14 protein-coding genes and 1 pseudogene are annotated in these 14,639 nt (G+C 64.7%); 6 read left to right on the top strand and 9 right to left on the bottom strand.

Annotation, left to right across the window (positions count from 1 at the left end; translation table 11 throughout):
• Window positions 1-418: 418 nt before the first annotated feature.
• From ACFYOW_RS14775 to ACFYOW_RS14755, 5 genes and pseudogenes are all read left to right on the top strand, one after another.
• Window positions 419-916 carry a MarR family winged helix-turn-helix transcriptional regulator gene (locus tag ACFYOW_RS14775; RefSeq protein WP_387288051.1) on the top strand — a complete coding sequence of 166 codons (498 nt, stop codon included), beginning with the start codon at window positions 419-421 and terminating at the stop codon, window positions 914-916.
• Window positions 917-953: 37 nt separating this feature from the next.
• Window positions 954-2,465, top strand: a pseudogene (locus ACFYOW_RS14770) (MDR family MFS transporter); the annotation flags it as partial.
• Between the two features lie 48 nt (window positions 2,466-2,513).
• A complete protein-coding gene (locus tag ACFYOW_RS14765; protein ID WP_387288816.1) occupies window positions 2,514-3,500 on the top strand; it encodes a collagen binding domain-containing protein in 987 nt (328 codons plus the stop codon).
• Window positions 3,500-4,321: a YceI family protein gene (locus ACFYOW_RS14760; protein ID WP_387288050.1), complete on the top strand. Its 822-nt coding sequence runs from the start codon at window positions 3,500-3,502 to the stop codon at window positions 4,319-4,321. The genes ACFYOW_RS14765 and ACFYOW_RS14760 overlap by 1 nt, the downstream gene beginning before the upstream one ends.
• 445 nt (window positions 4,322-4,766) lie before the next feature.
• Window positions 4,767-5,600 carry an RNA polymerase sigma factor SigF gene (locus ACFYOW_RS14755; protein ID WP_387288048.1) on the top strand — a complete coding sequence of 278 codons (834 nt, stop codon included), beginning with the start codon at window positions 4,767-4,769 and terminating at the stop codon, window positions 5,598-5,600.
• Window positions 5,601-5,821: 221 nt separating this feature from the next.
• On the opposite strand, the gene ACFYOW_RS14750 is transcribed toward ACFYOW_RS14755, so the two are convergent.
• The 6 genes from ACFYOW_RS14750 to ACFYOW_RS14725 all read right to left on the bottom strand — a co-directional run bounded on the left by ACFYOW_RS14750 (window position 5,822) and on the right by ACFYOW_RS14725 (window position 12,661).
• Window positions 5,822-6,745, bottom strand: coding sequence for an esterase/lipase family protein (locus ACFYOW_RS14750; protein ID WP_387288047.1), 924 nt, complete (start codon window positions 6,743-6,745; stop codon window positions 5,822-5,824).
• Between the two features lie 369 nt (window positions 6,746-7,114).
• Complete coding sequence (locus ACFYOW_RS14745; protein ID WP_387288046.1) at window positions 7,115-8,845, bottom strand: enoyl-CoA hydratase-related protein; 1,731 nt, start codon at window positions 8,843-8,845, stop codon at window positions 7,115-7,117.
• Window positions 8,846-9,456: 611 nt separating this feature from the next.
• Window positions 9,457-9,762, bottom strand: coding sequence for a hypothetical protein (locus ACFYOW_RS14740; protein WP_387288044.1), 306 nt, complete (start codon window positions 9,760-9,762; stop codon window positions 9,457-9,459).
• Window positions 9,763-10,262: 500 nt separating this feature from the next.
• Window positions 10,263-10,541 (bottom strand): hypothetical protein, encoded by a 279-nt coding sequence (locus ACFYOW_RS14735; RefSeq protein ID WP_387288042.1) that lies wholly within the window; start codon window positions 10,539-10,541, stop codon window positions 10,263-10,265.
• A gap of 561 nt (window positions 10,542-11,102) precedes the next feature.
• Window positions 11,103-11,672, bottom strand: coding sequence for a hemerythrin domain-containing protein (locus tag ACFYOW_RS14730; protein ID WP_387288041.1), 570 nt, complete (start codon window positions 11,670-11,672; stop codon window positions 11,103-11,105).
• A gap of 113 nt (window positions 11,673-11,785) precedes the next feature.
• Window positions 11,786-12,661 carry a universal stress protein gene (locus ACFYOW_RS14725; protein WP_387288039.1) on the bottom strand — a complete coding sequence of 292 codons (876 nt, stop codon included), beginning with the start codon at window positions 12,659-12,661 and terminating at the stop codon, window positions 11,786-11,788.
• A 312-nt stretch (window positions 12,662-12,973) separates the two neighbouring features.
• Here ACFYOW_RS14725 and ACFYOW_RS14720 point away from each other — a divergent pair, with 312 nt between their 5' ends.
• Window positions 12,974-13,126 carry a hypothetical protein gene (locus ACFYOW_RS14720; RefSeq protein WP_387288037.1) on the top strand — a complete coding sequence of 51 codons (153 nt, stop codon included), beginning with the start codon at window positions 12,974-12,976 and terminating at the stop codon, window positions 13,124-13,126.
• Here the strand turns inward: ACFYOW_RS14720 and ACFYOW_RS14715 are convergent.
• The 3 genes from ACFYOW_RS14715 to folE form a co-directional block, all read right to left on the bottom strand.
• On the bottom strand, window positions 13,123-13,587 hold the full coding sequence (locus ACFYOW_RS14715) for an aminoacyl-tRNA deacylase (protein ID WP_387288036.1): 465 nt from the start codon (window positions 13,585-13,587) through the stop codon (window positions 13,123-13,125). The genes ACFYOW_RS14720 and ACFYOW_RS14715 overlap by 4 nt on opposite strands.
• A gap of 75 nt (window positions 13,588-13,662) precedes the next feature.
• Window positions 13,663-13,884, bottom strand: coding sequence for a hypothetical protein (locus ACFYOW_RS14710; RefSeq protein ID WP_387288034.1), 222 nt, complete (start codon window positions 13,882-13,884; stop codon window positions 13,663-13,665).
• 153 nt (window positions 13,885-14,037) lie between these two features.
• Window positions 14,038-14,634: a GTP cyclohydrolase I FolE gene (gene folE, locus ACFYOW_RS14705; RefSeq protein WP_387288032.1), complete on the bottom strand. Its 597-nt coding sequence runs from the start codon at window positions 14,632-14,634 to the stop codon at window positions 14,038-14,040.
• Window positions 14,635-14,639: the final 5 nt, after the last annotated feature.

Here is a 14,639-nt window from a genome sequence, read left to right as displayed (position 1 = left end):
CAGTGCTGTCGCGGCACCCAGCAACACAACACCGCGGAGCGCCGCGCACCACCTGGCTTCCGACAATCCAAGACCAGCGTTTCCATGGCTATCGCCGCCACGAGCGGGTATTTCCGCTGCCTTGTCGACTGCAGCAACCGCGGCACCGAGTGCAGGCCGCGGTCGCGATCCCCTGACGCCAGGCGTCAAATGTCGTCGCCCACAAGGCATATGGCCGCTGGATGGTATTCGCCGGGGGAGTCGATGATCGTGAGGGCTTCTCGTGGGATGAGAGAGCGGTTGCGGTGTCTTCCTTCGTGCGGTCAGTCCGGGCGTGTTGCCGTTGCCGACGCGACGAGTCGCCCAGCTAATTGCTTAGCGCAAGTAAACTATGTATAGTTGCGTAGCACAAGCAATTAATCTCGTGCTGGGAGTGGGCATGGCAGTGTCACCCGATACGGCTCAGAGCCTGATAAAGGAGCTCTATTTCATGGGCCGGGCGATCCGCGCCGCCCTCTCGCACCCCGAAGAAGGGCACCTGCTGCCAGGGGGAGTCGGAGTGCTGGGCTCCCTCGAAGCCAAGGGGGCGTGCCGACAGGTGGATTTGGCCGTGGACTTGTGCATCACCCCATCGACGCTGAGCAGGCATGTCGCCGAGCTGGTGAGCTCCGGCGACATTGCCCGCCATGCCGATCCCAGCGACGGCCGGGCCACCCTCATCCAGATCACCGACCAGGGACGCGATCTGCTGCGGCGCATCCGAGTGTCGCGGGCGCGGGGATTGCAGGCTGCTCTGGCCGATTGGAGCGAGGCCGAGGCCGAGCAGGCCGCCATGGTTGTTCAGAAGCTCAGGAATTCACTGGCCGCGGTTGCGCACCACACCGTGATGGGCGAGCGCGAGCCGGTTTCGACGGAGAGTCAGGAAGTGGATGTCTAATTCAGTCGATGCGCAGACGCGCCGCGATCCGGACGCGATGACCCATCGTCAAATCCTGGAAGCCCTGACCGGGTTGCTGGCCGCGTTGTTCACGGCGCTGCTCAGTACCACGATCGTCTCGACGGCGCTGCCGACGATCATCGGTGATCTGCAGGGATCGCAGACCGCGTACGCCTGGGTCATCACCACGGCGCTGCTGGCCAATGCCGCGTCCACCCCGATCTGGGGTAAGTTCGCCGATCTGTTCAATAAGAAGCTGCTGGTCCAATCGGCGATCGTCATCTTCGTCGCCGGCTCGATCATCGCCGGACTCGCCCACAATGTGGCGCTGCTGTTGGTCGCGCGCGTGATCCAGGGCATCGGCATGGGCGGGTTGACCGCGCTGGTCGTGGCGATCATCGGTTCCATCGTCGCGCCGCGCGAACGCGGCCGGTACTCGGGCTATATGGGTGCGGTGATGGCGGTGTCGATGTCGGGTGGGCCGATCCTCGGTGGCGTCATCGTCGACAGTCCGCTGGGCTGGCGGTGGTGTTTTTTCGTGTGCGTGCCCATCGCGGTGATCGCGCTGGTGCTGTTGCAGCGGACGCTGCGGCTGCCCACCGAGCGTAAGGCGGGGGTGTCGATCGACTGGCTCGGTGCGGGGCTGTTGACCGCCGGTGTTTCGGTGCTGCTGATCTGGGTGTCCTTCGCCGGGAAGGCGAACTACTATCCCTGGATCTCCGCGGAGTCGGCGCTCTATGTCGGTGCGGGTGTGCTGCTGCTGATCGCGACGGTGTGGGTCGAGTCCCGCGCCAAGTCGCCGATCATCCCGCTGCCCATCGTCACCGAACGCACCACGGGTCTGGCGATCATCGCCTCGATCGCGGTCGGTGTCGGTATGTTCGGCGCGACCACTTTTCTCGGTCAGTACTTCCAGACCGCGCGCGGCTACTCCCCGACCGTCGCGGGTGTGCTGACCATCCCGCTGGTAGCGGGCATGCTGACCGCGTCGGTCGGCTCCGGCCAGCTGATCACCCGGTTCGGTAAGTGGAAGGGCTTCGTGGTCAGCGGCGGTGCGCTGCTGGTGGTCGGGTTCGGGTTGCTGTCCACGATCGACCACGCGACCAACCTGTGGCTGGTCGGGGTCTACATCGCCGTGGTCGGGCTCGGGGTCGGCATGATGATGCAGAACCTGGTGCTGGCCGTGCAGAACACCGTGAGCGTGCACAATATCGGCGCGGCATCGAGCAGCGTCGCCTTCTTCCGCACCTTCGGCGGCGCGATCGGCGTCTCGGTCCTGGGTTCGGTACTGGCAACCCGAGTGAGCGAGCTCTCGGCGCAGGGTTTCGCCAGGCTCGGGGTGAATACTGGGTCCTCCGGCGGCAGCAATCTGAATCTCGATGCCTTGCCGGCACCGATAGCCACGATCGTGCGCGCTTCCTACGGTGATGCGACCGGCCGGATCTTCCTGATCGCCGCGGCTGCGACGGCCGTCGCCCTCATCGCGACCATCCTGCTGCCGAACCGTCCCCTGCGCCGCACGATCGATATCGATCCGACCCTCGACCCGACCACGAAAAAGTCTGCGTCGCAAGACGATCCAACCACCGCGGACGACATGGCGGCACTGGATGCCGAACTCGAGGCATTCGCGGAGTCGAGCTGGGACGAAACCCAACCCTGGGAAGGTGCCGAGCGGGAGTTGCCCGAGTCCGAACCGGTGCCGGCCGCGTCGGTCACCGGGCATGCGCCGGTAGAACAGAACGGTCGTGTGTACCGGGTCCTTGCGTCGTCACAGACCGGTCTGTCGACCGGCGGCTCGTCCGAGTCGGACTTGGCCGGTGGGGCGTTGGGTGGTCGTGTCCATCGTGAGGACGGTCGTCCGGTGTCGGGTGCGGTGTTGACGTTGATCGATCACGGTGGCCGTCAGGTCGCGCGTGCGAGCAGTGCCGCTGATGGCGGGTATGCGATCACCGCGCCGGAGACCGGTGGCTATGTGTTGATCGTGTCGGCGATGGGGCACCAGCCGGCCGCGGTCAATGTGTCGGTCGGTCAGCGACCCCAGCGCCTGGATGTGACCTTGGTGGGTTCGGGTGAGTTGTCAGGTGTGGTCCGTTCCGCCGGCCACGGTGTGCCGTTGTCGGGTGCGACCGTCACGTTGACCGATGTGCGTGGTGAGGTGGTCGGAGCGGCTGTCACAGGCGGCGACGGCAGCTACGTGTGTCACGGTGTGGTGTCCGGTGTCTATACCTTGGTCGCGGTCGCCGAGCATATGCGTCCCAGCGCCACCACATTGACGGTGCCGGACAGCGGTGTGTTGCGCCATGACATCGAGCTGGCCGCGATGGCGGTACTTGCCGGATCCGCGTCGACCGACGGCGGCCGGGCGGTGCCCGATGTGCTGGTCAGTGTGCTCGACGCGGCGGGGGAGGTGACCGCGACGGCACGCACCGACGAGAACGGCCGCTATGTCGTGACCGATCTGCTCGAAGGGCAGTACACGGTCGTTGCGCGTGGCTATCCGCCGGTGACCGGGCAGGTCACTGTGTCCGGTGGTGAGGTCGCCTACGATGTGCGGCTCGGCTACGAGCCCGAGGATCGCTGATGAGTGGGCTGTCCGGTCGTGTGTGCACCGCACAGGGATGGCCGGTACCGGATGCGGTGTTGACGGTGACGGATATGCGGGGGCGCCAGATCACCCGTGCCGTCGCCGACGAGACCGGGGCGGTGAGCACCGAGCTGTTGCCCGCGGGAGTTCATACCGCGGTGCTCACCGCTGTCGGGTTCGAACCGGTGGCGCGGACCGTGCAGATCTCCCCGGTGGGGACAGGTGTGCTCGGCGAGGTGATGTTGGTGCCGGTGGTGGGGGCGATGGCGTCGCCGCCGCCGGGACCCTGGACGATCGATCCGGTGCATTCGACGGTGATCGCAACCGTGCGTCATCTGGGTATCGCAAGCATCAAAGCCCGATTCGCGGAGGTCAGTGGGCGACTCGATATCGCTGAGCCGTTCGAGCGGTCCACCGGGCACGCGGAGATCAAGGCGGCGAGCATCGATACCGGTACCTCGATGCGTGACAATCACCTGCGTTCCCCGGATTTCTTGGACGTCGACACCTATCCGCTGATCACTTTCACCGGCAGCGGGTTGCGTCGCACCGGTCCTGACACCTGGGTGATGCCGGGGGAGCTGACCCTGCATGGGCAGCGTCGCCCGGTCGATCTCGACGTGACCTACGGTGGGTTCGGAGCGGATCCGTGGGGTGGTGTGCGTGCCGCGTTCCACGCCGAAACACTATTGCACCGCAACGATTTCGCGATCGATTACAACGCGGTCGTGCGCGCGGGAGTGGCCGCCGTCGGCACCACCGTCAAACTCGACCTCGACATCGAAGTCGTACAAGGGGACCAGCTACCCGCAATGTAGGTAACCACCTGCCTCCGAATTTATAGTTCGGCATTGCGATACGCGCGGACCGCGCGACGAGGCCGACTGGAATATGCGCTTCAGGATGAAGGCGCTGATGGGCGACTACACGCCGCGCGAGTGCACACTCTCTTTCGCCGCAATGGATTTCGACGAGGACTACCGCAGTACCGGGACAAAACCGTTCTCGATCGTGTCGATCAAGATCGCTGGCACGACCTCGTCGACGTCATCGTCGCACGCGGAATCATGGTGTGCCCCACCGTCAACCACGAAGCCATGGTCGCACGGGGTCGGCTCGTATGGACGGTGCGACGCGAACAGCTCATCGTGATGTTCGGCTACTGCGTGTTGCGGCGGTTGGCGCCCTTTGGTCACGTTTCGATTACGACAACCGGGGTACCCGACTGGCATCTAACTTCATATGAAGTGGAGGGAGACTCGGATGAGTAGAACGACATTTCCAAGCGAAGGAGCCCGACCGGCGGCCAGTGCCGGAGACAGCTACGACGACATCGAGCCATGGTTCGAGAAGCTGGCTGCGTTGGAGCCTGGGGACGCTCATCGGCAGGTCGTGCGTGAGGAGATCGTGCGTCGGTGTCTGCCCTTGGCCGACCACATCGCTCGCAAGTTCGCGGGCCGCGGTACGGAATTCGACGATTTGCAGCAGATCGCTCGGCTAGGACTGGTGCAGGCGGTGGATCGCTTCGACGTCACGCGAGGCTGTTCGTTCCTGTCGTTCGCGGTGCCGACCGTCATGGGCGAGGTGCGTCGCCACTTCCGCGACCACACCTGGGCGCTGCGTGTCCCGCGCCGGGCCAAAGAACTACAGGCGCTGATTCGGCCGACCGTGGAGTCGCTGGCGCAGCGGCTCAGCCGAATGCCGACCGCGCGGGAGATCGCCGCTGAGCTCGATCTCGAACTCGGGGAGGTCACTCAGGCGCTGGTCGCGGCCAATGCCTACCAGACCAACTCGCTCGACATCGGTGTGGGCGATAACGACGAAGGCACTCGCCTCTCGGTCATCGACACTCTGGGCGCCGTTGAGCCGTGCTACCGATTGTTGGAAGACGCGATGTCGGTGCGTCCGTTGATCGCTGCGCTTCCCGACGCCCAGCGTCGGGTGCTGATCATGCGTTTCTTCGAATCCAAGACTCAAAGCCAGATCGCCGTGCGCCTCGGCGTGTCCCAGATGCAGGTTTCCCGCATTCTCACCAAGACTCTGCAGACGCTGCGGGAGCAAGCGCTCGGAACGGACAGCCGCCGCGAAGTCGCCTGACATGCTCTGCCGCAGACGAGCGCTCGGTCGTCCGATCGAGAGTGCTGTCAACCCGAATGATCCACTCGCTGTTGCCATTTTGGTCAGCGCCGCGTGGTCGGAGCGCAGCAGGCATCTGTCATCGCGCGTGCACTCGATCCTTGCCGAATGCCACCGGCCGCGATCGTGGGCTTCCAGACCAGGGTCTCGAACCCTCGAATTGGATGACGAACATCGGTATCTCAGAACTGCGGCCCGCTCCCACACTCCACCGGCACCGGCTGCCCCGGATCGAGCGCGTTCAGGATTATCGAGTCCACGCTGGGGTCGTACGCCATGCCGCTGTGCCCGACCAGGTCGTCCGGGCACTGGTCCTGGACGACGATGTCGGTGACGCTGGGCTCGCCTATGGCTGCGGTGGAGGGCGGGGACACCATTGAGTCGTGCGCCGACACGATGGTGGTGTAGCGAATGCCGGTCCGGGCGATCGGGCCGTCGTGTAGCCGGGCCATCGCGGCCGAGCCGGGTGAGACGTCCTCGCAGATCCCGCATATCCCCGCGACCAGCCCGCGTAGCCCGAGCCGCGTCGCGTCGGCGACCAGTCCTCCGGTGATTCCGTTCGTGGGTGGTGCCAAGGCGACGACCGCGCCGATCTCCTCAGCCGCCGCGGGGTCGGTCTTGGCGAGGTAGAGCGAGACGAACGCGCCACCGGAATGCCCGACGAGGTCGACCTCGGCGGCGCCGGTCGCGGCACGCACCCTGTCGATGAAGGCGGATACCTGCGGCACCGACACCGACACCCCGGCGATGCCGCCGTCGAAGGCGTTGGTCCCGCCGTAATTCAGGGAGTACACGCAGTACCCGGCATTCGCCAGTTTCGGCCCGATGTGCGCGAACCCGTTGTACTGATTGGCGGGGAAGCCGTGCACGAGCACCACCGGCCGCGGATGGGTCGCCGACGGTGTGCACGGCACGTTCACCCCAGGCGGCGATTGCGCGGGGTCCTGCCCGGACGTCACGAACCAGGCTTCGCGGGCGATCATCTCGGCGAAGGTCGCCTCCGGTTGCGGACCGGCGGCTGCGGCTGTGCCGGGCGCAACTGCGTTCGGTCCCAAGGCGATCAAGGTGGCGGCCAGGATGGGGCCAAGGTATCCGCGTGTTCCCATATCGAGCTCCCAGGAACGAACGAACTTTTCTCTAAGTCTAGTCCTATAAAATCCCGGATGCTGGTTTGGGGAGCCCGTTACCGTCGCCAACGGCACCCGTCCCACCGTCGCCGCCTACCGCGGACCACGGTGCAAACACGAGCATCGCTGCACCGCAATGGTTGGACCGCTGGGCGGTGGTCAACGATGGCAGTAGGAATGAAGCGATCCGTGAGACAAACGTCGGAATCGTGTCTGCTGCGCGGATATCACCAGCGGTGCGTGGCCGATGTGCCACTCGACGGTCGGCCTGTGGCGATCGGCGTCCGTGCCGCCGAGTGACCTGCTCAACCCTGAACCGCGGCAGCGCCGGTCAATGGCGACGGGAGTTCATGAGGTCTTCCTCATGCCGAGCGCGCCTTGCCCTGTCGAGGGTCGCGGGGCGGCTTTCTGCATGAATGCCCGCCTCTTCGCGGCGAAGCCGAGCGAGTCGTCGAACAGGTTAGCCGCCATCTCCGCCAGTTCCCGACACTCGTAGACCTCCAGTGGTCGGTGTCCGAGATCGCGGGCAAGGTGTGCGTGCTTGCGGCGGATGGTCTTCTCCCACAGTTCCGGCAGCGCGTATTCGTGGGCCAGCTCGTTGAGCCAGAGGTCGAACTCGATATCGGGGCCAACGTGGTCGACCAGACCGATATCTAGCGCCTGTGTCGTGTCGACGGGCTCGCATTCGGTGAGCAGGCGGTGTGCTGTGGCCGCTCCCACTCGTCGTGGCAACGTGAGTGATTGCAGTTCGGAACCGCGCAATCCCATCGTGGCGTAATGCACGTCGAGGACGGCACGACCGATCGCGACCACGACGTCGCCGGCTTGCGTCATCACTGCACCGCCCGCACCGCAGGATCCGGTGATGGCGACGAGGGTCAGCTTGGGGCACAGCAGAAGTTCCTTGCACACTTCATTGAGGGCGACGATGTTTTGCCAAGCCGCATCGGCGGGGTCATCGGCGCACTCGATGGCGCCGAGGTGCAGTCCGTTGCTGAACGTCTTCCCGGTCTCACCGCGCACCACCAGTACGCGGCTGTCGCGCAGCGACACGGCGCGGATCGCACGTGCCAGCCGTCGACACAGATCTGTGGACATTGCGCCGTTGTAAGTGCGGAAGGTGAGCTCACCGACCTGTTCGTCGATCGATCGGTAGGCGATGTCTTCGAATACTTCTGATGTGGCTGACGCCGGAGCCTGTCCCGCAATGGGCGAAAATGAGCGGGCCGGGACCCCGGCTCGGTCCAGGACCGAGACAGCGGGTGCTTTACACGACCAGCGGTCGCCGAGGTCGACTCGCAGGTGCCCTATCCAGATACTCTTGCCGTCGCCGCATGCGATTTCCAGGGCGTGATGTCGTCGTCCGACCACCGTTCCCGCCGATGCGAGGACGTCCCTGTGTCCTGGATGTGCGTCGTAGAGATATACCGAGCGGTCGGCGATGTGTGAACGCACTCCGGGAGATCCGTCGGCGGCGAGGATGCGTCGCCGAATCAGCTCGGAATCGTCTCGCCAATCGAACGCGCGGTCGGACTGACGCATCCTCGGCCGGGTTCGTGCGTGCGCGATCGGGCGATGCGCGTCAGCTTGGTCGGTGGGCCGGTACGTGGGGTCGGCGGCTTTGTCGGCGACCTCCACGATGCATTGAACAGCGGCATCCGAGATGATCGAGCGATAGATGTCGGACTTTCTCTGGCCTTGTGGGAGCGCGACAGTTCGTGTGGCCCAGAGTGGCCCAGCGTCCATGACATCGGTGGCTGTCACCGCGATCACGCCCCACATGGGTTCCTGGTCAGTGATGGCCCAGTCCAGGCTGCTGGGGCCTCGGTCGCCGACCGGTCCCGGATGGATGACGACCACTTTCGGCCACCAGCGGCGAGTTACCCAGTCGGGTATGCGTGCGGTCAGGTACGGGCAGATGATGAGGTCGAAGTCGGTTCTCGCGACGACTTTTCCGATGTCGTCGCTGTCAGCGACCGTCGCGGTGCGCACTGTGTTCCCGCTGTGTTGCAGGACGAGCCGCGCGCGACGGCACAGCCCGTTGTCCGTGCTGCACAGTAGAAGAATCCGCAGTCCCATCCCAGCTCCTGTGATAAGAAAGCGCACCAATTGTGTTGCTGGTAGCCTGCCGCGCTGTGGCGCGGGCCGGATAGTTCGGTTAGTGCGCGAAGTCTACGTGTCGACCGGACGATCGACTCGGTACACGGCGGAATGGTGCATCTCGTAGTCAGAAAATCAGCTGGCTCACGCCCCTTGCAGTTTCATGTACACGAAGTTGTGGGCAGCGTTTGGCTCCGTAGTCCGTGACTGAATGTCTTGCCCATAATTCCGCGGCGGTGGCGGAGCCTGGGGGGAGTCGTCGACCGGATCAGCCTCGCAGAGTGAAGAATGCTGCGCTGCCGATGCCAACCGCCAGGCAGTAGATCGCGAACGGGGTCAGGGTTTTGGTCTCGAAGTAGGAGATGAGGAATTTGACCGAGATTTAGGAGAGCACGCCTGCGACCACGGAGCCGGTCAGGGCGGGGCCGAGGATGTCGTGGTTTTCGGGCTTGAACAGTTCCGGAGTAATGCGCGAGCGGGGAATCGGTCGCGGATTCGCGACAATATTGGTGCAGATGTGTGCACGAGTACTTCTATTGTGCGTCGCTAGAGCGCAGCACGGACGTGATCATGTTGCGGGATATTGATTCTCAGCGCATGTGAGCGCGGATGATCGCAGCGTGGCTGTGCAGCACGGCGGGCAGCGTGTCGACAACGACAGCGGTCGAGGCTTGATCGATTACGGTGGCATCCGCGCGGCATACCGTGAGGTCGCAGCCGATCAGGGGCCGCTCCAGTAAGGACAGGACACGGGTCCAATGGTCGATGTCGATGCGGCGGGCCAGCTCATCGAGTGCGGAGGCGACCTGCGCGCCGCTGCCGATGTGATACACGCTCCACCACACGCCCCGGCCGGCGGGCCAGGTGAGGTCCACGAGGCAGTCCAGCTGCTCCACGGGGCCCACTATCGACTGTGTGACCACCGAACCATTGTCCTCCTCATGATCAAGGGCCGGTGCTGGACTGACCAACTGGTGGGCCTGGGGCCTCGATGTCGTCGATACCGACCGCGTGGCGTTGGCATAACCAATGTCAACGCCACAGAGACAGCACAGAGCGCAATAGATGTCGGTTGCTTGGGCGGCGTCAGCAATATCGCCTCCGCACAGGATGATCCAGGTAACGACGGCAGCCGAGGCGCGGTGACCGCTGCATACCTGCTCGCCTAGCTTGCACGCTCTCCACCCCGGGAGGCGGCATCAATCCCGGCGTCGGTTTGTTCGAGGTCGGTGTATACAACAGCGTGTGTCGCGGATGTGACCGCGATGCGGTCCTACAGGCACATCGCGTGCACTAGACCCGTGCGCTGGTGCGGTCCGGATACTCATTCAAGCCCCATCGCATACGGCACCGCGAATTGGCAGCCCCGGACAGACTGCGTCCGGCTCGTGTCGGTCTAGTCGTTGCGGAATACGTCGGTCCGATGGTGCAGACGCTGAGAGAAGCTCTCGGTCCAGGCCGCCGTTTCGCTGTCGTCGTCTTGCGATGCGCCGCGCTGCGGGAGATCACGAGGTACTCGCAGCGGGCGCGCCATGCGGGGGTGAAGCGCGACCAATCGTGCGCTGTGGGCCAGGTAGTCGGGGACGCTCATGCCCGCGCACTCGGCCGCATCACACAGCTGGGCCCACTCGGTGTCGTCCATGGTCACCGTTACGGTGACCTCCTTGGTCGCCATACCCGCCCACAGTAGACCGCGCGCTCGGGGTCCGGACTCAGCTCGAGCGCCTCGACCGCAGCCAGAGCGTCACGCGGATGTCGGCCAACTGACTTCGCGGAACGCCAGCCGTTCCGGAAAATCGCCTGGCACAACGGGTTTCACATCACCTCGGCAACGGCAGATGCTGAACCACGCGCTGAACCGCCTGCGGGTCCACAGCGCGTCACCACCGGAGCAGCGCGTCCCCACTGCGACGGACCGCGCCCCGGACGTGCCCGCCGTGACGCAGCGAGACTGTGGGTGGTGGTACCCGAGAGATATCGACGACGACGGGTTCGAGACGGACACGGATGTTTCGCTACTGGACTCCCGAAAGCGACAGCGTTTGGAGTCGGGCAGCACATCCGAAGACTTCGACCGCCTGAACTGCCTAGGCTGACCGTGGACACCACGCCCGGCTACCAGCTCGGACTCGTGGCCGTCTACCGATTCGCGACCCAGCCGGACGCCGACGCTTCCCTCGATACCTGAGCGCCGAACTCTAGTTGTCTGCCCGCACCGCAAGTGAGGGAACGGTGGTTATTTTGTGCGGGGTTTGCTGATGGCGTCTTTGGCGCGGTCCATCATGGCCGCGAATGGTCCGACGAGCAGATTCGCGCTCGCGGACTCGACGCCGGGGTGCGGACGGGTCGGCGCCATGGCTTCGGCGAATTTCACCGCGTTGCGTAGGCGCGCCATCTCGTCGGGTTCCAGCTCGGAACGTAACCGATTGAACTCCTCGTGCTCCTCGTGGTCGGCGTGTGCGAGCACCCCCTCGCGCAGGGCCGCGAGTTTGGCGTCGAACTCGGGAGAATCGATGTCGACCGCTTCGATATCGGCGAGCTGGCGCTTGGCCTTGTTCTCTTCCTCGAGACGCGCCTCGATGATGTCGGCGCCGTCATGGACTTCTCGCCGGAAGCGTGGATGGATGATTTCTTCCTCGGCGGTTTCGTGGACCGCCAGCAGGCGGCGCAGTTCGTAGAACTTCTGCTCCCGCTGTTCCGCCGTTGGGGCCTGCGCGACCTCGGCGAACAGTTCGCGGATGCGCATGTGTTGCTCGATCAGGAACGTGACGACATCATCGGTGGTGTTGATCGACGTTGCTTCCACGATCGCCTCCTTGGACAACTAGTACGGACAGCGCGAATTGCGCTGCTGCGGCCTTACCCCTGGGAGGGGACAGCAAACACATCGCAAGCTGGGCACGGCTGTGTCGCGTTCGCCTATTTGGAGCGCACGATGATTATCGGGATTTCCGCTGAGTGCAGCAGGGCGCTGCTGGTGGAGCCGAGGATCATGGTGGCGAAGCCCCCGCGGCCATGGCTGCCGGCGACCACGAGTTGGGCGTTGGCGGATTCTTCGACGAGACAGCGGCCGGGCCGATCGACGACGACGATCCGACGTACCGGGACGTCGGGGTATTTGGCGGTGTAGCCTGCCAGACTTTCGGCGAGTACGACCTGTTCCTGCCGATGTAAGTCCTCCCAGTCACCAATCGGGAGGTCAAGGCCGGTGACGTCGCTCCAAGCATGTAGAGCGACAACGCCGACGCCGCGCAGTGAAGCCTCCTCGAAGGCCAGTTCGACGGCGGGAACGCTGTTGTCGGTGCCGTCCACGCCGACCAGGATCGGTTTGGTCGCCGACACCGCGTCGATTGCGGGCGTGCTGTGGATCACCGCCACCGGGCAACGGGCGTGGTGGGTGGTGGCTGTGCTGACCGAGCCGAGCAGCCCGCTCCGGAATGCGCCCAGGCCGCGGCTACCGACGACGAGCATTCCGGTGTGTTCGCTTCGATCGATCAGCGTGGGAATGATCGAGTCGAACGTCACCTCGCCGGTGGTGTCCGGCTCCGTGCCGGTGGCGGCCGTGCGGGCCACACGGATCGCTTCGGTCAGGATCCGCTCGCCGTCGCGGCGCAGTGACTCCAGGTCCGCTTCCCCGATCGAGATGCCCGGACCGAAGCTGGTCGGGATCGCCATCGAGGTCAGGATGTGCAACGGGCTTCGATGCAGCGCGGCTTCTACCGCTGCCCAAGCGACAGCATGATAGGAGCTGGCCGAGCCGTCCACTGCCGTGAGAATCGGTGGATTGCCTACCATGGGTTGCCTTTCGCTTCAGAGATCACTACTTGGCCGCATGCGGGATACCCGGTTCCGGCGGCGCGACGCCGGTCCGCAAGAACAGGCCGTGCACAGTGGCGCGCCATCGGCTGCGCCTACGCGCTGGCCATCAATTCCGATCCTCGCGGCCGGGCTGGCAATGCCGCGGCTGGCGGGAAGGTCGCGGAAGTCGGCGGCGTCGCCGTAGCACGCCTCAGCGACCGCGACGGGGCCCATTCGAGGAATTCGTCGATTATTTCCAGGGCCTGCTCCCATTTGCGGCGTTGATGCTCGGCGTGGGGAATGGCACACATGGCGCGACGCGCCGCGATGACCGCCGCATTCCGGGCCGTGTGGGAGAGCGGTGTCGTCCAAGCTCGCGGGCATGAACAGCCGCCGTTCCAAGGGCGTGAACGCGTGGTCGTCACGGCGCGCACGCGGACGGTGACCTGGCGGCAGTCCTAGTTGGAGAAGTGTCCTTTTTCTGCGTGTTCCATCAAGCGCATGAACTGCTCGGTACGCATGTGGATGAGCGTCTCGTGGTCTCCGGCCTCGAAGTAAATGTCGGGCTGTGTGGTCAGGCTTTCGTCCATCAGTGTCTTCATGCCGTAAGCGGTGCATACGGGAGGGATGGCGCCCAGTTCGCAGTCTTTGAAGACTTGGCGGATGTCCGACTCATCGGCGAATGACAGGCGCCGTCCGGTTTGGTCCCACAGTTTCGGCAACCGTAGGTGATGAGTGGATGGCAGCACGGCGCCGATGTAGCCCTGTTCGTCTTCGAGCAGGATCGTCTTGGCGAGTTGGTCGCCCGGGATAGCCGCAACTTGGGCGGTCTCGGTGCTGCTGTGGCTGTGCGGATGCCGCACGAGTTCATACTCGACGCCCGCATCGCTCAGGCACGTGTGCACGGTCGGTGACATGGGCATGGCGGAACCTCCACTAGCTGGTTGGTGCCACCGCCGAACCCGGCGGCCCCAACTTTCAGCATAGGCGCCGGGTCGCTATGCAGCGATTTCGTCGAGGTTGGCTGGGCGGCCCATGGCCCGAGAACCAATTCGTTCGTACGGTAGCCGTGGCAGCAGCAGACCTTCCTCGACCGCATTTTGAATCAAATCGATTGTGAACCAACGCCTTCGTCCCCAGTCGCGGATCACGTTGCCTGCCGCGACCGTGGTGGCCGCGTAGTCGAAGACCTTGCCGCCCAGCCAGATTCGCAGGTGCACATCACTGCCGTGCGCCGGTCGTGATGGCCTGGCATTCTCGGGCAGCGGCGGACGAATGCCGCTGGAAACGCGTACACCTTCACATGACCCTGACTAGTTCCTCATATATGAGATATGTATCAGTTAACTACGTGTTTTGGCTAACGAGTCCGGTCACGGGGTGATGCCGGTGAGGGAGAGGAATTCCTGGCGGGAGCGGGCGTCTTCGCGGAGGGAGCCCAGGAGGGTGGACGTGACGGTGGTGGTTCCGGCTGCTTGGACGCCGCGCAGTGTCATGCAGGTGTGTTCGGCTTCGATGACCACGCCGACGCCTTTGGGTTGCAACTGTTCGGCGAGCCAGTCGGCGATCTGTTTAGTGAGTCGTTCCTGGACTTGGGGGCGGCGGGAGAAATGCTCGACGATGCGGGCGAGTTTGGACAGTCCGAGGATGCGGTCACCGGGTAGGTAGCCGACGTGGGCGACGCCGACGAAAGGTAGCAGGTGATGTTCGCAGACCGATCGCAGCGGGATGCGGCGGGCGAGTACGAGTTCGTCGTAGCCTTCGTCGTTGGGGAAGGTGGTCAGATCGAACGGGCGTGGGGTGAACAGTTCGGCGTAGGCGCGGGCCATCCGTCCGGGGGTGGCGTGTAGGTGTGCGTCGTCGAGGCCGACGCCGAGCGCGGTCAGGAAGTCCCGGGCGGCGAGCTCGGCGGCGGCCAGGTCGACGGTGTTGGCGGGGTCGTGGACTACTCGTAGCGCGGGCTGGGACACGATGC

The organism is Nocardia sp. NPDC006982 (genome assembly GCF_042869435.1).
Classification (GTDB): domain Bacteria; phylum Actinomycetota; class Actinomycetes; order Mycobacteriales; family Mycobacteriaceae; genus Nocardia.
Note: the sequence above shows the minus strand (reverse complement) of the source record. Positions and strands in the feature narration are given on the sequence as shown.